The sequence below is a fragment of the Peredibacter sp. HCB2-198 genome (assembly GCF_045999315.1).
Lineage (GTDB): Bacteria > Bdellovibrionota > Bacteriovoracia > Bacteriovoracales > Bacteriovoracaceae > Peredibacter.
In genome coordinates this window covers 2501669-2522762 of sequence record NZ_CP174607.1, presented here as the reverse complement: position 1 = coordinate 2522762, position 21094 = coordinate 2501669, and the positions used below count along the sequence as shown (strand labels likewise).

Sequence of the window (21094 nt, the reverse complement as noted above, 5' to 3'; positions counted from 1 at the left end):
GGATTTTACGTCCAGGCCCTGTATTTTGGTTCCGTCTGGAAATAATTCATTAAATCTAAATCCCCTTCAAAACCAAAATTTCCTAAAAAGATAGTACGGTGCTTTTGCAGAAAGTTTTTCTGGCCCGTTTTATAAAGTTCAACTGAGTGGTTGTAACAAAGTGGGAGCGTCTTAGTATTGCCCTTGCCATCAAAGATCTGGTCATGAGTGGAGCTTTCCGTTTGCTCTTGATGATACTTACATACGAAACAACGATTATCTTTCATATGAGTGGTATCGGGTCGATTTTATAGCGGCCTTAACAATTCAAGAAATCTTAAGTGGCCCCTTAAGGTTGCCTATAAGAAGTCGAAATAAAAGCTTTTAGTCAGAATCCCCATGATGTCCCAATCGACTTCATACTGATTAGGATTCTCATAGTGAATGGCCTCTGCAATACCGGCCTCAAAATGTGCCGTCAGTTGCTCAGAAAGCTTCCTATCAAAGATCACGGCCACATTCTCAGCATCAAAGCGAAGAGATCTTGGGTGTAAGTTGAAACTTCCAATCATGCTGATCTTTTTATCAACAATCATGTATTTGGAATGGAGGGTCTCTTTCCCACCTTTGAGATAAATATAGGCCCCCATATCAGCGGCCCCGCGAGCACTGTGCATGATGGACATTCTTACGAGTCCCTCGTCCACACTGGTCTTGGAATTGGTATAAATTCGGACCTTCACACCTCGTTTAATCAGGCCCTCAAGTTCTTTTTTAATAATGGGGTCCATGATGAAATAAGCATTTTCAATGTCCACACTTTCCTGGGCATCACGAAGAAGCTTCACTACCCCAGTATGAATGTTGTGGTAGGCATTTTTAATCGCCGAGCCAGGGTGTTGATCCACAAAGACCACTGGAACATTGCCCTCTTTAACTTCAACAGTATCCGGTTGCATGTAATCAAAGTTTCTACGATATTTTTTAAACTCATCCAACTGTTTGTTCCATACATCAACGAAACGATTATTGGCCGACTGCCCGGCGGCCTCCCCTCTGATATAGAGGTCAAGGTCTCTCCATTCAGCTTCGTCGCCCAGATGAGAATAATTATTTCCAATATTCATCCCACCTACGATGACGTGTTTTCTATCCACGATCATGAGTTTCCGATGGTTCCCATTGGCGCGATACTTCTTACTTTTCCAACGGATGATTTTAATTTTTCCCTTGGTAGTTTTCTCCATGCGCTTCAGGACTTTTTTGCCTTTCAGATTGGCGATGTTCCCATCCACTACAATTCGAATATCAAGATGTGGTTTTTCGTCTAAGGCCTCATAAAGCATCCTTTCAAACTCGTGGCCAGTCTCATCATCATAGATGGCCCACACCAGGACATGAATGCTCGATTGGGCATTGGCAATCAACTCTCTTCTTAATTCGAAAGAGCGTTTATTTTCAAGGATCTCAAAATGCTCGGCCGAAGACATATCTGAATTCGTAATAAAGGAAAAATCCGTTTCATAAAAACCACAATGAACAGAATTGCAGACCTGGTTTTTTAGGGCATCGTCGATATTTTTCCCAATGGAAGACCAAGTCGATACGTTCGGTTGAAAGAAGGTATCAAGTGTCAGCCCGCGACTGTCTAAACTCCCTTTCACCATAGAATCCGCAAGCATCGTATAGCGAGCGAACTTCTCCCAAAGAGAATCTTTCTCCTGGGCCCAGGCAGGTAGATTTAAAGTCATCAGCAGTAATAAAGGGAATAAGAATTTCATATGGGCCTATTATAGGAATTAAGGCTCTTCGGAGGAGGAAAATTGAACATTCTTCCGGAATTGTCAAAATGTTAGACACTCCTAAATCCTTGATTACTATTAAAAATAAATAATCATGTAACTTTTTCCAAAATTCCTGTCTTGATCCTAAATTTAGGTATGATCGCACCGCCTCATAAAAACATTGGAGTATGTGTGAAGAAAATGAAATCCTCTCTTATTGCCGTTTCTGCGTTGGCCCTTCTGGCATCTGCCTGTAATGTAGACAGTGTTTTCCAGGCCAAATCTAAAAAAAATAAATCAAATCGCGTGACCAATGAATCTCAAAAAGTAAATGAAATCATCGGTGACGAAAACGTTGAACTTCAAGTCATCAATGAAGCACAATTAAAAGAGATGGCCCTTAGTAAGTCGATTCTTTCCATCTCAAATCCTAAGACTCTTACAGTACTTAATAATCTACCGGATGCTCCGAAGTCTGCAGAAAGTATCGCCAAGTCTCGCAAGATGATGAAGGGCCTCAGCGAGAACACCCTTTATGTTGGTTTCCCGATCGGCATGATTGGCGAACAAAACGTCTTTGGTGGTGTCATCACAAAAGTAACAGATAAAGAAAACGAAAACCTTGGTGGACTGAAACTGACTGACCTTTCACCACTTCACGTTCGTTCACTAATATCTCGTATGCCGGATGGTAACCCGGCCCTGACTCTGGTTGGTTGTGCGGTCAAGTGTACCGAAGACTCTGAACAAAACCCACTTCTAAGTATTCCTATCGTTGGCTTCAACCAAGAGGCCGGCATGCTGATTCTGGATCTTGCGGCCATCGGTCGAGAGCTCGATTTTATTTCCATGATTGATCCAAAAGGCGAATACACTCAGCTAAAGGCCATTTCTTCAGAGACAACTGAAGTTGATTACGATCTTAAGACCCTGGTTTTCGACATCAAAACCAAGATGATTCCAGTCAAGGCCGATCCTAATGATCCTTCAATCCAGACCACTGACTTCACAACTCGCTGGTACCTAAAACTTGGTTCTGGTTTTAACCCTGCCTTCGTTTCACGCTCAGCGACTGAAGGTGTGGGCTTCTTCGGAACTTCAAGAAGCGCTGATGAAAAGATCACGCGTTTTTCTACCACTTCAAATGGGACCGATGCTGCTCCAGTTAAGTACTACATTAAGAACGTTCCGAATGAATTCAAAAAGGCATTTGCTCGCGCCATGGATTCATGGAACGTAGAATTTAAAAAGACCCTGGGCAAAGACCTCATTAGCTACGAGTTCGTTGATAAAGATGATGCCCGTTCAGCTCAACTGGTTCCAGGGGACATTCGCTATAACATCATCGAATGGGACCTTGAGAACAAGGCGGGTTACGGAGGTCTCGGTCCATCAATTGCGAACCAGCACACAGGTGAAACATTGTCGGCCAACGTTCTGGTACAGGGCCCAACAATTGTTGAGCTTTATTCAAAATGGTTTGAAGAGTCTAAGAAGATTAATACGCTTCTTGCACAAGGTGAAACTCAAAAGGCCAATGAGCTTTCTCGAGCTTTCAACGTTGCCGCTCAAAAAGAACTGAGTAAGCGCAATCAGACTCAATTCAAAGTTAAACTTGGTAAGTCTCTTGATATGACTGTTCATTCGCAACGTGAACACCTTGAAGATCCTATCATCAAAGGGCACTTTGAAGTGGTTCCGGCCGGCATGACTTATGAGACTTATATGGAAGGCTATATGCTTGAGATCGTGGCCCACGAAGTTGGCCACAACCTGGGCCTTCGTCACAACTTTAAAGGTAACTTGGGTGCAGTTGAAAACGGTGAAGAAGGTTCAGTATCACGTTCTGTGATGGAGTACCTTGGCCGTGGTTTCCGTTACCTCAATACGATTGGTTCATATGACCGTATGGCGATTGCTTACGGTTATAAAGGCGCAACACCGAAACATAAGAACTGGTTCTGTACTGATGAAGATCAAGGTTACGATAAACTGTCTCTGCAATTTAAGTCTCCTGAGTGTTCTAAGTCAGACGCCACAAGTGACCCGTTCTCTTTCTGGGAATCTCGTCTTAACCGCGTGATTGAGCTAGTGCTTGAGACAAAATCAAACTCTGCTCCTGTTTGGAAAGTGGACGAAGTAGCATCTCAGCTTGATGAGGCCATTACTGGTATCACTGCTTACGCTCTAAGTGCTGAAAGAACGGCCGATTCATGGACAAACTTCTTCGGTAAGTTTGATCGTCCTGAAACGAAAGAAGAAGTGAAAGAGTATGTTCTTATGAGAATCAAAAAGAAGCTTTGTAGCTCTAAGCTTCAAGATGTGATCAACTCAAAAGAATCGGCCGAGGCCCAAAAACTTGCTCAGGAAAACCTGGACGCAGTTCTTAAGGCCGTTGCAGCAAAGGCCGCAAGCTTCGAACTTTACACCGCTGAACAGCTAAACTGTAAAATCTAAGAAATAAATCTTCAGGCCATCCTTCGGGATGGCCTACTTATTTGAATCAAGTGTGGTAAAAGCTCCACATGGATTCACTCCTCGCCGCTCGTCTGCAGATGGCCTTCTCCCTTGGCTTCCATATCATCTTTGCTTGCATAGGTATGGTGATGCCGTTTCTCATGAGTGCCAGTTATTGGCATCACTTAAAAAAATCTGATCCTGAATCTCTCGAACTCACAAAACTCTGGATGAAAGGTGTCGCGATCTTTTTTGCCGTCGGTGCAGTCTCGGGAACTTTACTAAGTTTTGAATTGGGTCTTCTCTGGCCCGAGTTTATGAAACACGCGGGCCCTATTGTTGGAATGCCCTTCTCCTGGGAAGGAACCGCCTTCTTCCTTGAGGCGATTGCCCTGGGAATCTTCCTCTATGGATTTGGTCGACTCTCTCCCTGGAAGCATTGGTTCTCTTCCTTAATCGTGGGAATTTCCGGTGTTCTCTCGGGGATCTTTGTGGTGGCAGTGAACGCCTGGATGAATGCTCCTCAAGGATTTACTCAAGTGAATGGGACCTTTAAAGACATTGATCCTTGGAAGGCGATGTTTAACCCGGCCTGGTTCTCTCAGGCCCATCACATGACAATCGCCTCTTTTAGTAGTGTCTCGGCGGCGGTCTTGGCGGTTCACTCTTTGCTTTACCTCATGGGACGCAGGAAGAAGATGAATCTTCTCGCCATTAAAATCACAGCTCCCTTTTTTATTGTCGCTGCTCTTCTACAACCATTAAGTGGAGACTTTGCGGCCAAAGACGTGGCCAAACGGCAACCTTTAAAGCTCGCGGCCATGGAGTCTCTTTTTCATACCACCACCCATGCGCCTCTCCTTTTGGGTGGAATTCCCAATCAGGAACGTCAGACCATTCAATATGGAATTGAACTTCCGTCTCTTTTGAGTGTTCTTGCTTTTGGTGATCCAGGGGCCAAAGTTCAAGGTTTGAATGATTTTCCGAAGGAGAATTGGCCCCCGGTTTTAATTGTTCACGGGGCCTTTCAGATCATGGTGGCCTGTGGAAGTGCCATGGCCCTGACTGCCCTTCTCGCGCTCTTTATCTACTTTAAGAAAAAAACCTTCACTGAAACGCCCTGGCTACTCGTACTCTTTGTTTTAATCGGCCCATTGGGTTTTATTGCCATTGAAGCTGGATGGACAGTGACTGAAGTGGGACGCCAGCCTTGGATCATTTATGGCATCATGAAGACCAGGGACGCCGTCTCTAATGCTCCCGCATTGCAACTCACTTTCTTTACCTATCTCTTCCTCTACCTTTTCCTTTCAGGAGTGATCACCTGGCTCTTCTATCGTTTGATCCTGGTGCATTTTTTGAAAAAGGACGAGCATGATTGACTTCATCGTCTTGGTTCTCGCCATCGCACTTTTTTTATATGCGTTTCTCGCCGGTGCTGATTTTGGTGCAGGAATTTTAGAGATCACTCCTTTTGGATTACCTCGAAAAGAAAGATCCAGCGTCATCGGCAAGGCGATGGGGCCAGTGTGGGAGGCCAATCACATCTGGCTAATTCTCGCTCTTGTGATTACCTTCAATGCCTTTCCCGTTATCTTCTGGTTTCTCTCAGAATGGTTTCACTTTCCTCTGGGTGCCCTGGCAATTGGGATCATCTTCCGGGGAGCAAGTTTCACTTTTCTTCACTATGACCCTATCATTGATAAATCTCAACGAGTGTATCACTGGATTTTTGGACTCTCTTCTCTTTGGTGTACCATGTGTCTTGGAGTCATTATTGGCTCTCTCATGTTAGGAGATTTTTCTCCCAATGATATGGGAATCTATGAACGCTATTTTGCTCACTGGTTAAATCCCTTCTGCTTTTCCATGGGAGTCTTTATGACTCTTCTTATGGTCTTTAATGCGTCGTTATTTTTATTAATGGAATCCAAGACCAACCGATCACAGTGGCGGAACCTTACTCTGAAAGTCTTTGCCTTGCTTGTAATTTCAGGAATGATCGCTCATGGGATTTTTATTCTGACCAATCCGACGAGATGGAAGATCTTTTTTTACAACATCCCAAGTCTCATTTTTGTCACAGTTTCTTTTTTATTACTTTTTCCTCAGCTCTACACCATCAGAAGAAACTTTAAGAACCGATCTCGTATCATTGCGGGCATGCAGCTCTTTTGCATTATGTGCGCGGGCTTTGCGCCGCTTTATCCGAAAATCATTCTCTTTAGGGACCTTAATTACTACACATTTAATCAGACGGCGGCGGAAGCAGAGGTTTTAAAATACCTCTGCTGGGCCCTAATTTTTGGTTTATTGTTTATTTTGCCTGGCTACTGGTACCTGATGAAGATCTTCAAAACTCAAAAGGATTAAAGCTCAATCACCGAACCAATCTCAACCACTCGTCCACGAGGAAGCTGGAAGAAGCGAGTTGCCGGTTGAGCATTTCGAGACATCACGGCGAAAAGCCTTTCCCGCCACAACATCATGCCTTTTCTCTCCGTTGCAATCAGGTGCTCACGCCCTAAGAAGTACGTGGACTCAAATGGGTTCAACGTCAAGTTATGGGCGAGCACAAGATTTTGTAGATCATGAGGCACGTTGGGAAGATCCATAAAGCCGTATTCAATCGCGATACGATAAATATTCGGCCCGATGTCCTGAAGCTTCACGCGGTTTGAAACCGGTACGTGAGGAATATCTGAAGTATGTACTGACAAGAACACCAGGTGTTCATGAATACAATTAAAGTGACGATAGCTTTGATAAAGTGTCGGCGGTACATACTGAGGGTGACCCGACATATAGATCGCCACACCCGGGACACGCACGGGCTTCTTCGTGCGAATCTCATTTAAAAAATCCGGAAGCGGCATAATGTATTCAAGCATACGTTCTGCCAGAATCTGACGTCCGCGGTTCCAGGTGGTCATGAGTGTATACAGAATAATACCCACGAGCAGCGGGAACCACCCTCCATGAAGGACCTTTAAAAGGTTGGCACCAAAGAATGAGCCTTCAATTACGAGGAAGAACAAACAAAGTGGAAGTGCCACGAGAGGATGCCAGTTCCAAGAATAACGGGCCACAAAGTAAAAAAGAATGGTTGTAATTACCATCGTGGTCGTCACGGCGATACCGTAAGCGGCCGCAAGATTACTGGATGATCTGAATGTAACAACTAATGCGATACAAGCAATCATCAGAAGGAAGTTAACTGTTCTTACATAAATCTGACCGAACTCTTCTTCTGAAGTGTGGTCAATCGTTACACGCGGAACATACTGGAGTTGAACCGCTTGCATTGTAAGCGAGAACACACCTGTAATAAGGGCCTGGGAGGCAATACAAGTTGAAAGTGTAGCTAGCGCAACCAGAGGAATCAATGCCCATTCAGGTGCCATGAGATAAAATGGGTTTTTCACTGCTTCAGGGTTTTGAAGAATTAGAGCTCCTTGCCCAAAGTAACAAAGGATCAGACAAGGAAGAACCACGGCAAACCAGGCCAAACGAATGGGACCTTTACCAAAGTGACCCAGATCAGAATAGAGGGCCTCACCACCGGTCACACATAGAAACACTGAACCCAGAACCGTAAATCCTTTGAAGGCATTCACGTGGAAAAACTTAATCGCATAGTATGGATTCACCGCCGCTAAAATAGAAGGTCCCTGGGCGATTTGATAGATTCCAAGAATACCAATGACAATGAACCAAGTCAGAGTCACTGGACCAAACACCTTGCCCACCACGGCCGTACCGTGACGCTGAATCGAGAACAGAGCGATCAAGATCGCAATGGTAATCGGAATAATATAAGAATGCAGGGCCGGGGTAATGAACTCAAGACCCTCTACGGCCGACAGAACCGAAATGGCCGGCGTAATCATACCGTCACCATAAAGCAGAGCGGTCCCAAAAATCCCAAACAATGTGAGAACACCGAGGAGTCGTCTTGATTTAATGGAAAGATTTTGAAGCAGGGCCGTCAGGGCCAGAACTCCACCCTCACCTTGGTTGTCCGCACGAACAATGAACACCAGATACTTAATTGATACGACTGAAATCAATGACCAAAAGATCAGGGAAAGAATCCCGTAAACGTTGGTGGTATTCACCAAAAGATCATGCGTGTGGTGAAATGATTCCTTAAAGGCATAGAGAGGACTTGTTCCGATATCACCGTACACCACGCCAAGAGCGGCCAGACCCGTGGCCAAATTCAATTTCGATTCGTCATTTGATTTCATAGTTTGCAGTTTTTGGTGATACGAAATTCTTCAACTTCGTCGATACGAGGAAGTTGAATGTTGCGAGCTTGAGCATACTGAATGAAAAGTTCAAGGCCTTTAATTGAAGGCTCTTGAATGTCATGCTGAAGAATCACTCCTCCGGCCGGAGGATTTTTTAACTGCACAGGGTTTTTCACATAGACCCCGTTTACACGTTTGAAATCAATATAGGTGCCGCCCTCATTATGGGCGATGATATTTTGGGCCACTTCCGGGCCAGTCATGCCTGGAACCCAGTCACTGGTGTCCACGTCCCAGAAGGCCATATGAATACAGTTTTCACCCATTAGCTCTTGAGAGACTTCTTTCAGAGCATTGATGTGGTGATAGTCACTGCGGGTGCCATAGTCCCCGTAAGGAAAACGGTAATAGAACTTGGTAAATTCATGGCCCGCTAGTTTGTACCACTTAGCAAGATCCACAAATGACTGCTTCGTTTGTCTTTTCCATTCTTCTTTCTTGAGATCAGCGGAACGGTCGTGAGTTGGGCCATGAGAGGCCACAATATGACCTTCATCCAACATACGTTTAATGAGTGGAAAAGTTTCGTTATTCACTTTCGACGTCAAAACAAAGAACGTTGCTTTAACATCGTATTGCTTAAGAACATCGAGAATTAATTTTGTACGCGTGGGATGTGGGCCATCATCGAAAGTAAGCACAAAAGTGTTACTTTTATAAAGCGAAAGCGCACGATAAGGCATCATTCCGCGGTCAGCGGAGGTATACACTCTGTCTTCTGGATATTGGAATTCCTGAAGGAAAGAAGCTTGAGCTTGGAGAGCGAACAACAATAAAAAGCAGAGGTATTTCATACGCAAAACATACTACTTAGGCATACTTAAGTTAAGATTCAAGGCGTTAAGTTTGTACGATTTGTAACTTTTTCTGACAAGCTTGAATTTTCGACCCAAGCTGATTATTTTCCGCTCCATGGAAAAAGTATTAAATAGATTCTCCAATCCTAATTGGTTGTTAAAAGTTATCTTTCTTATTATGGGCGTTTTAGGCGTTCATATTAAGTTTCTTTCATCTTTCATGGGCAATCACTTAATCGCGCCCTAGATCATTGGGAAGAATTCCGCCGTGGGTCTTCACAATGATCTCTGACTTAACGTCACCTACCCCATGCACTAGTTTTACCACTCCAATTGCATAGTCCCGTTCTTTTTGAGATTTCATCGTACCGCTTAATTTAACCATTGAATCATTGACCGTTACAGTAACATCACTGGCGTCCATATTTTTACTATTGCGCAGAAGTTCTTTCACCACCTGTTCAATTTCTTCGTCTCGATAAACGCGAGACAAATGATCGGGCCTGCTCGCCTCTTCAGGAGAGAGATCCAGATCTTCCTCAGAATCGTCTTCAAAAAACCGTTCACCATTTGCATAGTCCCTGCGGTCCCATCTCCCCTGATCCGTGTGAAAGTTGGAATGATCTCTATTTGGATACATAGGTACCTCCTAGTAAAAAATCATAATTATCCAGTTGGAAGAAAACTGAAAGGTCCTCTGTGTCCGACCAATAAGTCAGGATCTCTTTGATTCCCACAATCCCAAAAACACGAGAACGGTTTGCCACCAGAAATAATCGGTTAACATTTTTGTGCGCCAAATCCGTCATGAGAAAATGCTGATCATTTTTCTTAAGCAGCAAACGCTGGATCTTTCTTTCACCTGTGATGCCATTAAATAAATAAGTCAGTTTAATTGTTCCTCCGGTCTCAAGAGAAAATCTCTCGACGCCTAACCGAACCGCCTCCATCCCATTGCGCTCCTCCAACACAACTCCATCATCTAAAATGTCCTCCGCTAGAATGATCCTGTCTTCAACAATTCCACCTGGAGGACGAGTGGTCACATAGCGGATGCCTTCGATCACGTGCTGATCGTCCGTCATGAGATAAAAGGTCTTAATGTCCTCATCAAACTCTGAAGTGATCAAGGCCATTTTTTGTTCACCGGCGAAACTGAATGTCGAGAAAAGCAAAAAGAGAATAAAAGTTTTCATGTTGTTGCGTTCCCTAAAAATATTGGTATTTCGACTGTAAATGTTGATCCTTTTCCGACTTCACTTGTGACACTAATTTTTCCCGCATGGGCCTCGACAATTTCTCGGGAGATATAAAGACCAAGCCCTAGACCAGAAATATTGCTGCCATCCACTGCCCTCTCAAATCGATTAAATACTTTTTCTAATTTATCTTCCGGAATTCCCATTCCTTGGTCAGTGACTTCCAGACAGGCCACATTTTGTTTCTTTTTAAGACTCACGGTCACAGGTCTTTGTCCGCCGTATTTGGCGGCATTGGTAAGAAGGTTGATGATCACTTGTTCCATTCGCATCCGATCACCCAAAATAGTAAGCTCCTTCTCAATATGGCACTCCATCTCACAGTGAAAGGTCTTTAAATGCTCGCGATATCGGTCACACATCTCAGTCACGAGCCTAGAGAAATCCATCGGGAGAAACTTATAAACTATTTTTCCCATTTCGATTCGCGAGACATCCAGAAGATCTTCAATGAGGGTGGTCAATCGGTTGACCTGATCAGTGGCCAGATCAAGAGTCTGAGCAAGTTTTGAAGGAACAGGCACTCCTCCCTTTTCTTGATTGATGGACTTCCTTGTCATCTGAAGCAGAAGTTTGATCGACGTTACTGGCGTTTTTAATTCATGGGAAGCAATGGAAAGAAACTCATCTCGAGCGGCGATCGCTTTTTGAGCGGTCCGATAAAGAAGAGAGTTTTCAATGGCCAGCCCTGCCTTCCTCCCAACTTCTTCCGCGATCAAAAGATGTTCCTGATCGTAGTTTCTGTTTTTATCTGAGAGGTTCAAAGAAATGGCACCATAAATCTTGTCGCCATAAACCATGGGGACGGCCATTGCAGAATGAGTACCAAGATGCTGGAGGATTTTTACATGTTCTTTGTCCAGGGCCAGCAGATCCATTTCTTCGTCCGAGATTTTCGGCAAGAGATGAGATTTGCCGGTTTTAAGGGTCTCGTGAAAATGAGGTGAATTTAAAATTGTGCGAAGACCGGGATACTGAGAAAGTTTATCCAGCCACACTTGCATTTCAGGGTCCCAGTGATGGAGCGCCACTCTTTCAATGGTTCCATCTTCTTTAATAAAGAGAATCGAACACCAGTCCCCTAAGAAAGGAACCATGGTCTTAGATAATTTATCCAAGGTCTCTCGAAATTCTAACGACGAGGCCAGGGCAGAGCTTACATTGGCCAGGAAGACCGCCTTTTCTCGAGAACGTTCTCTCTCTTTACTAAGGGTCTGCTCACGGGCCATTTCTAATCGCATTTTCTCGCCGGTCTTCCAATCCGTGATGTCTTCAGAAAAGCCCAATAGGTAGATGGGCTCGCCCTTTTCATTCAAGAGCGGGACCTTTTTGGTTCTTAAAAACTTCTTGCCACTTTTGGTATTGATTTCTTCTTCTGAGATATGAACTAGTTTTTTACTTAGTAAAACTTCCCGATCTTTTTGGGTAAAAAAATCGGCCTGCTCTTTTGGGAAAAAGTCATAATCGTTTTTCCCTAGCATGTCGTCCTTGCTGTACCCCAATAGCTCTTCACCCGCCCTATTAAAATGGACGAACCGTAACTCTTTAGCGTCTTTTATAAACATCATGTGAGGCACATTCTCGATGACGAGATTTAAAAACTCCCTTGACTTCACAAGTTCACTGGAGGTCTCCTTAATCAAATCTTCCAGGGCCATGACCGCCCGTTTTTTCTCAGATATGTCGCGAGCAATGGAATAAACAAGATCGGTTCCAGGAATAGGATGGCCCATCCATGACAACCAAACATAGCTTCCGTCTTTTTTTCTGTAACGGTTTTCAAAATCCTTAATCACGACTCCTTCATCCAGGGCCTTCAACACTTCCAATGTTGGTGCAACATCATCAGGATGAATGAAATCCAGAAACCTTCGACTCAAAAGTTCATGCTCGGAATAACCCAATGTCTTCTCGAAGGCCGGATTGATTTCTCTAAAAGTTCCATCCACTCCTGCAATACAGATAAGGTCCGTTGAGAACTGGAAAATTCCTCGCAGTTTGTCTCTTTCTCCTGGGACATTGGCACTGCCAAAACCACTTTTAACCTCACTAATGTCTTGAGAAAGCCCCACTATTTCATGGTCTTTTTCATTGAAACTCAGTTCCGTCTGAAACCAAACACTTTGTCCGTCTTTTTTAAAAAATCGGTGCTGCATCACCAACTGATGTACTTCCTGTACACGTTGAAAACATTTTTTCACCTGCTGATGATCGACGGAATGAATATAATCCAGGATATTGTGACCTTGAACAAGGCCAATGATCGCCAAAGCATTCGGACTGAAATCTTTAAGACGATGGTTCGTTAGATCCACAGACCATAGAATGGTATGCTCCATCCTTTTGAATAGGGCCTCTGAGTTGAGAGCTGATTCAGTCTTCTTCACTCCGCCTATTTCGCATTGAGGGAGTGAAGAAGCACCTTAATTTGAATTGAATTGCTTTGCGCTAATTGACTCGACCCAATGAACGAATGTTCTTTCTTTTGAAAAGAAAAAACACAGGGACTCCAGAAAGAATGAAAGCAAGACCGATAAGAGATTCTCTCGGGCTGGTCCAAACAGTGTTCACCAAAAGTAAAAGAGCGAGAACGATAAAGATAATCGGAACAACAGGATAGCCCAAGGTCTTATATGAACGGTGTGCATCAGGTCTACGTTTTCTAAGCACAAACACCACCCCTGTCACCATGGCATAAAAGATCCATGAAGAGAAAACCACATAGTTGGTGAGCTGATCGAATGTTCCCGACAACGCGAGAAGCATAGAGACAATTCCTTGAATGATGATGGAAACAACTGGAACGAGCGTCACATCATTTACATTGGCCAGTTGCTTAAAGAAGAGACCGTCCTTTGCCATGGCATAAGGAACTCGTGCTCCGGCAAGGATAGAGCCATTCATGGCACCCAGAGCAGAAAAAACGAAGGCCGCAGAAAGAATAGTGATCCCTGAAGTCCCAAGGAAAGTCATGGCCGCTTTAGTGGCCACTGGATAGGCGTTCGGAAAGGCGTCTGAGTTGGAACTCAGCACCTCAGTGAAAGGAAGCGCATAGAAGTAGGCCACGTTCGCCACACAATAAATGGCGAGAATCACCAACATTCCTAGCCCTAATGATAAGGGAATATTTTTTTGCGGATTTTTTATTTCACCGGCCACCATCGGCAGGTTGTTCCATCCATCATAGGCCCAAAGAGCAGCAAGAGTTGCGGCACCAAAGGCCGACCAACCAGTGAATCCAGAAATGGCAGGTGTCGTTTCAGTAAAATGAGAAAAGCTTCCACCACTTGAGAACAAGAAAATCCCCGCGGACAGTCCGACAATGATGAGAATTTTAAGTCCAGTCATGATCGCCTGCAGGCGACCACCAAAGGCAACACTTAAACAGTTTAAAGATGAAAAGAGAATAATCACAATCACCGAGGCAGAGGCCCTGCCACCGACGATGGAGAGATCAACCGCCCCACTTAAAAAAGTCATGCCACCTACAGCATAGGCGGCAATTGAACCGGGAGAACCAATCCAAAATCTCATCCATCCATAGAGGAAGGCCCAGATATCACCATAGCCCTCTTTAAGATAGATATACTCTCCACCGGCATCCGGCATGAGAGTACCAAGTTCAGAATAGGCCAAAGCACCCGCGAGAGACAAAAGCCCGGCAACCACCCAAATAACCAGAACCATTCCAGGACTACCGACTAAGCTCGACATCGTGGCCGTCTTCAAAAAAACACCGGTTCCAATAATACTTCCTACGACAATAGAGGCGGCATCAACGAGGGTCAGACCTCGAACCAGTTCTTTCGACATTGTTCTCTCTTTGTTTTATGGGGGCACAGATAATTCTAGAAATTTCTTTTGGCGATTGGCAAGAAAACCTGATCATTAAACCTCTTTGTCAGAAGATTTCAATTTTTTTTGGCCTCGACGCTGACTAGCGAAGAAGGAATCGGAGCATTTAATGGCTTGCATGTGCTCATCCGCAAAATCCTCCATCAACTGAAAATCAAAACGATTAAAAAACTTGGTGCATATTTTCCAGATTCAGGAACTCCATCTTTGCGCCCATCTTTCAGAATCTAAAGAGAGAGCTTAAGTAGACAAGAAAAGGTCATCTTCACATGATACATGGGCTGTTCGTACGTAGAAAACAATGGAGGGTTCTATGCGTGTTTTCGGACTATTGTTTTGTTTCCTGAGCTTGCCTCTCTTCGCTGGTACTCAACTTACGACTCAAATTTACGACATTGATTACGGTAAAACTTCTCAAGATGAAATTCTGGTCTTTCTCACCAGCGGCCACGTGGTGAAAGTGAGAAGAGATGATCAGGCCCTTCTAAAGAAATTCGCCGCGGAAAAATCAGTGAGACGCTGGTTTAATCTCAAGATGGATGATGATCGCTTCATTACGGAGATGAAGGTGACAGAGTCCCCCATCCCTGAATCTCAAGAAGAAGAAAAGTTTTTCACACCAATGAATGTGAACAATGAGAATGAGTATGTTCCGACCACCATTAAGGACATGGCAACGGCCAAGAAGTATTTCAAAGAAGCACGCTATAATCCAAAAGATTCTCAATGTTTTAACCGTGCCATGATTTGGTCTTACGAATGGTGGAAAAAACACAGTCTAAAATCAAACAAGATCCTGATCTTCTTCACTCGTACTTACATTCGTCGTTACAACTTTGAATGGTGGTTCCACATTGCTCCTTATGTGCACGTGAAAGAAGGAGACAAAGTGGTTGAACGTGTGATGGACGTAAAATACACCCGCGGACCGATTGAATTCACAAAATGGACAAACATCTTCATGCGCAACGATGCTCCTTGTCCGATCATCACAAAGTATAGCGAGTATGCAGATTTCCCTTACTCAGGCGAGTGCTACATCATTCGCACTCACATGTACACATATCAGCCGGCGGATCTTCAGATGTACGATGCCTGGGGATATCGAAAAGATAAATTCAACATGGATGAAGTCAGAGGTGCTTACTTAGAGGCCTTCGACGAAAGAATTTAAGGAGAGAATGTCATGAAAAAATTTAGTAAAAAGTTTCTTCCTGCACTCGCCGTTCTTTCTCTCCTCGCTGTTTCCTGCGGAGAAAATGACTCTTCTTCGTCCAGTAAGGCACCTACAGGGGGAGACATTGTAGAAAGACAAGAAGAGGCCGCAGTTGATGGATCCAACATTGATGGATTCTACCAGGCAAACTTCCAGACGATGAACTCACATCTGGTCGGAACCATTCCCGGTTCTGCTTCTTTTACACGAAAAGAGGACAGGCTCTTCGTTTATCTCAGACTCTTTGCCGGAGCTCCAAAGGCCTGGCATATGCAAGGGGTTTATACCGGCGACAGATGTCCAACGATGCAAGATGATACTAACGGAGACGGCTTTATTGATATCAATGAGGCCTATGCCGTGGTTGGAAAACTTCTTATTCCTCTGGACTCTGATCCAAGCACACAGTCTGGTGGTCGCGCCTTCTATCCACTGGGTGACCTCTCAGGGAGTTATCACTATGAACGTGTGATAAGTTTCAGACGATTCCTTTCAGATCTACAAAGTGAGGACCGTGAACCGGCCGATCACATTGCCAAACTTGGGCCGGATCAAGGACTTCAACTTGAAGGCAGAGTCATGATGATCCAAGGGATCAGTGAAGAAACAGCTCTACCGGACACAGTTGGAACATTTGGAAAATGGCGTGCTTTCCAAACTCTCCCAATTGTCTGTGCCACTTACAAAAAAGTCACAGAGACTCCAGGTAATCCTTATGTCACCGATGACATTCCGGGCCCAATAGCCGAAGTAGATGAAGACCAGGACCGTCCAGCACCAGATTCTTCAGGAGAAGTTGATCCTTCAACCGGAACAACAACAAGTGGAGGCACCAACGAATCCGATGATGGACAAGGACCAGTGTCCGATGGCCATGATGGTACTGTTTCAGGTGGCTCGTCTGGTGGTTCTTCAACTGGCAGAACTTCTGGCGGGACCTCGGGTGGTCACTCCGAAGAAAGCACCACAGGTGGAACAACAGGTGGTTCGTCTGGCGGTAGAACGAGTGGCTGGACAGGTGGAGGCTTTGTCGGTGGCTTCGTGGGTGGATTCGTAGGAGGATCTTCAGGGGGAAGAACCAGTGGCGGCGGAAGTGGCTCGACAACTGGTGGGCGTAGTGACGGCGCCTCTACTTCTTCTTCGTCATCTTCAACATCATCATCAAGTGAAACAACTACCACTACTGGAAGTTCGTCCTCAGGTAGTGGAAGCTCTTCTTCCACCGGGACATCAACCGGAGACAGTTTAGATTCTAGCTCAGGAGTCTGAAACCGCAGGGAGCATGAATAAAATCATGCTCCCCATTTTTTTTCTTAAAACTTAGCAACAATAGATGTGGTCTGAGTGTAGTCGTAGTTCTTGAATCCAAGAAACGCCGGACGATTATCATACATCCCAAGATAAGCCACCTTCAAAGAAAAGACCGAATTAAGAATCGACGTCAGAGAGGCCTCACCGTTAATCATGTAGTCTCGTGAGTCAGTGAAGTTTGGAATGTACTCAAGCCAGAACTTGTACTGAACCGTGGCAGAGATTTTATGGTTCCACTCGTTGTAGAAACGGCCCTTGTTATCATAAGTGTTTTCAATCGGAGCATAACGATCTTCAATCGTGTATCGGTAACCCAATTCAGAGAAGAAGGTCTTCATGTCTGTTTTGATGTAATAATACTTGGCACCAACATCGGAGTTGTAACGAGTCTTGATTCCAGTGAATCTGTTACCTTCAATCACTTCACCCAACGTGAGTGATAGATGGTCACTTAAGGATTTTTCGACTCTACCATTTGCGTCCCAGTTTCTGGCAGAAACACCATTATTGGTCTCACCATAAATGTAGTGACCACCAAAAGTGAATTTGTGAAGAGGCCAGTTGTAAATGTTAACGGTCTTTGCGTTGGCAGTTTGAACGTCGGAGTTACCACCAGTTTGAACGTAAGCAAGCTCTGATTCATTTGTCAGTTGCGCGAATGCCTGCGAGCTTAGCAGCAGCGCCAATAGAACGAAAAATCGCATAAATGTTCTCCTATAAGGAGCACAACGCTACAACATTTATGCTTAGAAGTACAGCATTAGACCCAAGCGATGCTCCGTGCGTCGCTTGTTGTAACCAAGTAAATTTTCGCCATATCCTTCGAATCGCTGAAAATAAATGGAGGGGTTAAAGTTATCACTTCCCACTCGATAAACGAGACCGATCTGATAAGCACCTTGATCAAGGTCATAGATTTTTTTACCAGCATAGGCCCTTACTTCAAGATCCATTCGCTGCTTTTCTATACGAACAATATCAGAGAGGTAAAAAAGAGCGTCCCAATATCCATAATGATCAACGATGTCTTCATTGGTCGCGTCTTCATTATAAATATTATAAAGCATAATCACGGCACCAAAATGATGACGGTGAAATTTCGTGGCGATATTAGAACGAACAAAGACCCGATCTAGTGAACGAGAGTCCTCTTCATCTTGCCCATTGGACGTATGAAGCCAACCAATATCGAAGCTTTGAAAAATTCCTGTTTTTGTCTCAAGCAAACGATAAAAAAGTTCCGGCCTATAATTCACGTCCTCAAAGGGCCTTGACTCTTTCCAGATGTCCCAGAACATAACTTGTGAGTAGGCAAAATAGAGATTAAAAGTTTTGGCCAATCGGTATTTAAAACTAAATTGAAGCTTTAAATCATCATTACCAAAGATAAAGTACGTCGGTTGGTGGAACGAGAATTTTTGATTGCGATCAATGCCAAAAAGCGACTCGATGTTCTTTTCCGTTTCAATCTCTTCGGGATCAGGTTCCCCCTGGGCCCAAACAACCCCTGCCCAGAGAGTAAGAATGATCATTAATAATTTCATAAACTTACCCTTTTAAGACTAAAGCTTTAAAGAGGAGTATCCGACAAGAGAGCTATGACAAAGTTCCTTATTTTTTCCCTATTTGTGGCATTGAATGTCTTGGCCGAGACATCCTGGAAAACACAGGTCCAAAACTTATTACCACCTCCCTTAAGTCAGCTGCAACCACAGAAAACAACTCTTACTGAAATTGAAAAGCTTCTCGGCAAAGCGCATTTGGTCGAAGGAAAAGATTATTACTGGGAAAGAGAAGGATTAAAATATGCGCTTAAACTGAGCGTAAATGAAAAGAAGATCCTCACGACTCTCCACTATACATTTCCGAATGAAAAACCGGCATTAGATAAGCTAAAAACAAAAATCCCTGTCTCAAAAATGAGGCCTTATCCAACTCACGGCAAAGCGGCAGGTCGTTTTCTGCTTTATAAAGAGAACAACGCCGAACTCATTATAGATCCGGTTTCAAAAACGATTCATTCGGTGCAACTACCATGAAGCACGTTTTGATTCTGTTCGTATTCATAAATCTAAATGCCTTCGCTCACAGCGATCCTAATTGTGTTCCCAATCACGGACTGGATATTGCTGACATTCAAAAATTACTCGAGTGGAGCGGGGCCCAGGAAAGTCAGATCCGAAATGCTCCTTGTAAGACCAAGGAAGTGCCACCTGACGAAGAGATGTTGGATTTCATCTCAAAAAAGACCGGCAAAAAATCGCAAGGCTCAGTTCATGGAGTAAAGTTTAAGAATGAAAGTCCTGTTCTGATTGAGGCCTTCAAAGATTTTACGACCGCCATGGACGGATTTGGTTTCTCACCAGATTCAAAGAACCAGAAAAAAATCCAGAACGAGTATAAGATCAATCCTGAGTGTGACAAAGTTCTTTGTGCCATGGAGAAAATCTGGGGCAGAGAGAACGCAATCAAGATGCTCTATATAAAGTTAAAGCATAACTACAACACCTCTGATCTCGCCTTCGCTAATTCATCTCCCTTCACTCCGGAAGAATTAAATCACGTGCTAATTGGTTTAGAAGATATTCCGGCCAAGCTGGTTCCTATCGGCAGACCCAATCAACGACTGACTCATTTTAAGCGTGGTTACACTCTTAAAGATTATAGTGAAAACACCCTCGCCAATGCCGTGGTCATGTTGTTTGATTCCTGGGGCAATCAGAGCTCGGATGAAAAGCAGTACACCATCTATCACGAGGTGGCCCATAATATTGCTTCTCGTAATAAGAACATGGATGAGTCCCCTGCATGGTTAAAGCTCAGTGGCTGGATCAAAAAAGGTGATAACTGGAAGGCCCAGGACAATGCCTGTTTTATTTCTAATTATGGAACGACCAATCCATGGGAGGACTTTTCAGAAGTGGTTTCCGCCTATCGCTACAATGGCCCAGGACTAAAAAAAGCGTGTCCTGAAAAGTACGCCTTTGTGAAAGATAGGGTCTATCAGGGAATGGAATTTTTAGATTCAAAACTATGCTCACCTATTCCCCAGGAAAAGCTCGAGCAAGTTCAGAAAGACGTTGCCTCAGAGTTGGCGCAATCTATCGAAGATAAATCCTTCTCTCCAGAAGATATCACCAGACTTTGCCGCGGAATGATTCAGCATTATCCAATTGCAGACGCGGAAGTCGCTCTTTGTGGTATTAAGCTTCAAGCAGAAAACTCCAAGGCCATGAGTCTTATCAATCAGGCGCTAAAAAAGGCAGGAGCCGAGGCCACAAGTGCTAATCGCAATATGGTTCTCGAGGGCCTGGTTGATGAGCTTTTAATCAACGATCCTCTTCAACAACAAATCAGTCAGAAGATGAGCAAATTAAATCAGACCATTTCTGGAATGATTGAAAAATCATTTCAAGACGCCAACAAAACCACCCGTCCACTAACAGCAACTGATTACAATTGGAGACTTGAATTCGAAAAATGTGCGGGACCTCTATTCGAAGGAAAGGCCGATGAAACGCTTCGCTGTCAGGCCCAACAAATCATCACAAAAGATCGCAGCATGCAAAAATGGAACGCGGGAACTTTTGTCACCTATCAGCGTCCGGAAATTGTGGCCAGTTCGGCAAGCGATCAATTTGCCAAGGCCCGAGAAGAAAAACTGCTTGAATATTTCATGAAGCAACCTTCCAGTGTTGAGGCCAAAAAGATCATGGTGAAAGACTTTCAGGAGCAGATGAAGCAGCACGCTTATTATGTGGGCCAAAAACTCTCCCGGATGAAAGATTGGAAAAAAATGGAGCCAGAAGCGTTTTGTGCAGAAACTTATGGGAAAGGTTCGGCCATTACGGAAATCTTTTATGGGCAAAAAACTGACACCTCCATACCGTCCTTTACTCACTTGTGTATAGAACGCCAGAAACAAAAATCAAAAAGGTTCGAATTTAAAGAATCTGAATGGAATGAATTGCTCCTTCATCTCTTTGAAAGCTAAGATTAACTCGTTGAAATTTAAGGGCACAGGAGTCTTTTTTATGCAAGACAAAAATTTCACCTTTTAGCCTCCTACCAACCTTGTTCATTGCCTTTTCTCTCTTATTTTAGAAGTTGTCTATCGCCTCCA

General features: G+C 44.1%; 17 protein-coding genes. 7 read left to right on the top strand and 10 right to left on the bottom strand.

The features are described from left to right. Positions 1 to 5 precede the first annotated feature (5 nt). Together ACJVC5_RS12735 and ACJVC5_RS12730 are read right to left on the bottom strand one after the other, a co-directional pair. Positions 6 to 266 carry a hypothetical protein gene (locus ACJVC5_RS12735; RefSeq protein ID WP_408095901.1) on the bottom strand — a complete coding sequence of 87 codons (261 nt, stop codon included), beginning with the start codon at positions 264 to 266 and terminating at the stop codon, positions 6 to 8. Between the two features lie 72 nt (positions 267 to 338). Continuing rightward, a complete protein-coding gene (locus ACJVC5_RS12730) occupies positions 339 to 1760 on the bottom strand; it encodes a phospholipase D-like domain-containing protein (protein ID WP_408095900.1) in 1422 nt (473 codons plus the stop codon). A gap of 204 nt (positions 1761 to 1964) precedes the next feature. On the opposite strand from ACJVC5_RS12730, the gene ACJVC5_RS12725 reads away from it, so the two are divergent. The 3 genes from ACJVC5_RS12725 (at position 1965) to ACJVC5_RS12715 (ending at position 6593) form a co-directional block, all read left to right on the top strand. Then, positions 1965 to 4220 carry a zinc-dependent metalloprotease gene (locus ACJVC5_RS12725; RefSeq protein ID WP_408099241.1) on the top strand — a complete coding sequence of 752 codons (2256 nt, stop codon included), beginning with the start codon at positions 1965 to 1967 and terminating at the stop codon, positions 4218 to 4220. A gap of 68 nt (positions 4221 to 4288) precedes the next feature. Continuing rightward, on the top strand, positions 4289 to 5602 hold the full coding sequence (locus ACJVC5_RS12720) for a cytochrome ubiquinol oxidase subunit I (RefSeq protein WP_408095899.1): 1314 nt from the start codon (positions 4289 to 4291) through the stop codon (positions 5600 to 5602). After that, complete coding sequence (locus ACJVC5_RS12715; protein ID WP_408095898.1) at positions 5595 to 6593, top strand: cytochrome d ubiquinol oxidase subunit II; 999 nt, start codon at positions 5595 to 5597, stop codon at positions 6591 to 6593. Before ACJVC5_RS12720 ends, ACJVC5_RS12715 begins: the two co-directional genes overlap by 8 nt. Here the strand turns inward: ACJVC5_RS12715 and ACJVC5_RS12710 are convergent. From ACJVC5_RS12710 to ACJVC5_RS12685, 6 genes are all read right to left on the bottom strand, one after another. After that, positions 6590 to 8470: a potassium transporter Kup gene (locus tag ACJVC5_RS12710; RefSeq protein WP_408095897.1), complete on the bottom strand. Its 1881-nt coding sequence runs from the start codon at positions 8468 to 8470 to the stop codon at positions 6590 to 6592. The genes ACJVC5_RS12715 and ACJVC5_RS12710 overlap by 4 nt on opposite strands. After that, positions 8467 to 9327, bottom strand: coding sequence for a polysaccharide deacetylase family protein (locus tag ACJVC5_RS12705; protein WP_408095896.1), 861 nt, complete (start codon positions 9325 to 9327; stop codon positions 8467 to 8469). The genes ACJVC5_RS12710 and ACJVC5_RS12705 overlap by 4 nt, the downstream gene beginning before the upstream one ends. Before the next feature lie 235 nt (positions 9328 to 9562). Continuing rightward, on the bottom strand, positions 9563 to 9970 hold the full coding sequence (locus tag ACJVC5_RS12700; RefSeq protein ID WP_408095895.1) for a BON domain-containing protein: 408 nt from the start codon (positions 9968 to 9970) through the stop codon (positions 9563 to 9565). Continuing rightward, positions 9957 to 10526, bottom strand: a complete 570-nt coding sequence (locus tag ACJVC5_RS12695) for a hypothetical protein (RefSeq protein ID WP_408095894.1) — start codon at positions 10524 to 10526, stop codon at positions 9957 to 9959. Before ACJVC5_RS12695 ends, ACJVC5_RS12700 begins: the two co-directional genes overlap by 14 nt. Next, complete coding sequence (locus ACJVC5_RS12690) at positions 10523 to 12976, bottom strand: PAS domain S-box protein (RefSeq protein WP_408095893.1); 2454 nt, start codon at positions 12974 to 12976, stop codon at positions 10523 to 10525. Before ACJVC5_RS12690 ends, ACJVC5_RS12695 begins: the two co-directional genes overlap by 4 nt. Before the next feature lie 61 nt (positions 12977 to 13037). Next, positions 13038 to 14402, bottom strand: coding sequence for an APC family permease (locus ACJVC5_RS12685; RefSeq protein ID WP_408095892.1), 1365 nt, complete (start codon positions 14400 to 14402; stop codon positions 13038 to 13040). A gap of 355 nt (positions 14403 to 14757) precedes the next feature. Here ACJVC5_RS12685 and ACJVC5_RS12680 point away from each other — a divergent pair, with 355 nt between their 5' ends. Next, a complete protein-coding gene (locus ACJVC5_RS12680; protein ID WP_408095891.1) occupies positions 14758 to 15618 on the top strand; it encodes a protein-glutamine glutaminase family protein in 861 nt (286 codons plus the stop codon). Positions 15619 to 15630: 12 nt separating this feature from the next. Continuing rightward, positions 15631 to 16929 (top strand): hypothetical protein, encoded by a 1299-nt coding sequence (locus ACJVC5_RS12675; protein ID WP_408095890.1) that lies wholly within the window; start codon positions 15631 to 15633, stop codon positions 16927 to 16929. A 44-nt stretch (positions 16930 to 16973) separates the two neighbouring features. On the opposite strand, the gene ACJVC5_RS12670 is transcribed toward ACJVC5_RS12675, so the two are convergent. Together ACJVC5_RS12670 and ACJVC5_RS12665 are read right to left on the bottom strand one after the other, a co-directional pair. Further along, the gene (locus tag ACJVC5_RS12670) at positions 16974 to 17675 is read right to left on the bottom strand and encodes a DUF481 domain-containing protein (protein ID WP_408095889.1); all 702 of its coding nucleotides are present in this window, start codon (positions 17673 to 17675) and stop codon (positions 16974 to 16976) included. A gap of 42 nt (positions 17676 to 17717) precedes the next feature. Further along, complete coding sequence (locus tag ACJVC5_RS12665; protein WP_408095888.1) at positions 17718 to 18515, bottom strand: phospholipase A; 798 nt, start codon at positions 18513 to 18515, stop codon at positions 17718 to 17720. 54 nt (positions 18516 to 18569) lie between these two features. Here ACJVC5_RS12665 and ACJVC5_RS12660 point away from each other — a divergent pair, with 54 nt between their 5' ends. Together ACJVC5_RS12660 and ACJVC5_RS12655 are read left to right on the top strand one after the other, a co-directional pair. Then, entirely contained in the window at positions 18570 to 19010 is a 441-nt protein-coding gene (locus ACJVC5_RS12660; protein ID WP_408095887.1) for a hypothetical protein, read from the top strand. Continuing rightward, positions 19007 to 20965 carry a hypothetical protein gene (locus ACJVC5_RS12655; RefSeq protein ID WP_408095886.1) on the top strand — a complete coding sequence of 653 codons (1959 nt, stop codon included), beginning with the start codon at positions 19007 to 19009 and terminating at the stop codon, positions 20963 to 20965. Before ACJVC5_RS12660 ends, ACJVC5_RS12655 begins: the two co-directional genes overlap by 4 nt. The last annotated feature ends 129 nt before the right edge of the window (positions 20966 to 21094 follow it).

Coding starts and splice junctions, on each gene's coding strand:
- ACJVC5_RS12735 (WP_408095901.1), bottom strand. CDS start 266: ATGAAAGATAATCGTTGTTTCGTATGTAAGTATCATCAAGAGCAAACG.
- ACJVC5_RS12730 (WP_408095900.1), bottom strand. CDS start 1,760: ATGAAATTCTTATTCCCTTTATTACTGCTGATGACTTTAAATCTACCT.
- ACJVC5_RS12725 (WP_408099241.1), top strand. CDS start 1,965: ATGAAATCCTCTCTTATTGCCGTTTCTGCGTTGGCCCTTCTGGCATCT.
- ACJVC5_RS12720 (WP_408095899.1), top strand. CDS start 4,289: ATGGATTCACTCCTCGCCGCTCGTCTGCAGATGGCCTTCTCCCTTGGC.
- ACJVC5_RS12715 (WP_408095898.1), top strand. CDS start 5,595: ATGATTGACTTCATCGTCTTGGTTCTCGCCATCGCACTTTTTTTATAT.
- ACJVC5_RS12710 (WP_408095897.1), bottom strand. CDS start 8,470: ATGAAATCAAATGACGAATCGAAATTGAATTTGGCCACGGGTCTGGCC.
- ACJVC5_RS12705 (WP_408095896.1), bottom strand. CDS start 9,327: ATGAAATACCTCTGCTTTTTATTGTTGTTCGCTCTCCAAGCTCAAGCT.
- ACJVC5_RS12700 (WP_408095895.1), bottom strand. CDS start 9,970: ATGTATCCAAATAGAGATCATTCCAACTTTCACACGGATCAGGGGAGA.
- ACJVC5_RS12695 (WP_408095894.1), bottom strand. CDS start 10,526: ATGAAAACTTTTATTCTCTTTTTGCTTTTCTCGACATTCAGTTTCGCC.
- ACJVC5_RS12685 (WP_408095892.1), bottom strand. CDS start 14,402: ATGTCGAAAGAACTGGTTCGAGGTCTGACCCTCGTTGATGCCGCCTCT.
- ACJVC5_RS12680 (WP_408095891.1), top strand. CDS start 14,758: ATGCGTGTTTTCGGACTATTGTTTTGTTTCCTGAGCTTGCCTCTCTTC.
- ACJVC5_RS12675 (WP_408095890.1), top strand. CDS start 15,631: ATGAAAAAATTTAGTAAAAAGTTTCTTCCTGCACTCGCCGTTCTTTCT.
- ACJVC5_RS12670 (WP_408095889.1), bottom strand. CDS start 17,675: ATGCGATTTTTCGTTCTATTGGCGCTGCTGCTAAGCTCGCAGGCATTC.
- ACJVC5_RS12665 (WP_408095888.1), bottom strand. CDS start 18,515: ATGAAATTATTAATGATCATTCTTACTCTCTGGGCAGGGGTTGTTTGG.
- ACJVC5_RS12660 (WP_408095887.1), top strand. CDS start 18,570: ATGACAAAGTTCCTTATTTTTTCCCTATTTGTGGCATTGAATGTCTTG.
- ACJVC5_RS12655 (WP_408095886.1), top strand. CDS start 19,007: ATGAAGCACGTTTTGATTCTGTTCGTATTCATAAATCTAAATGCCTTC.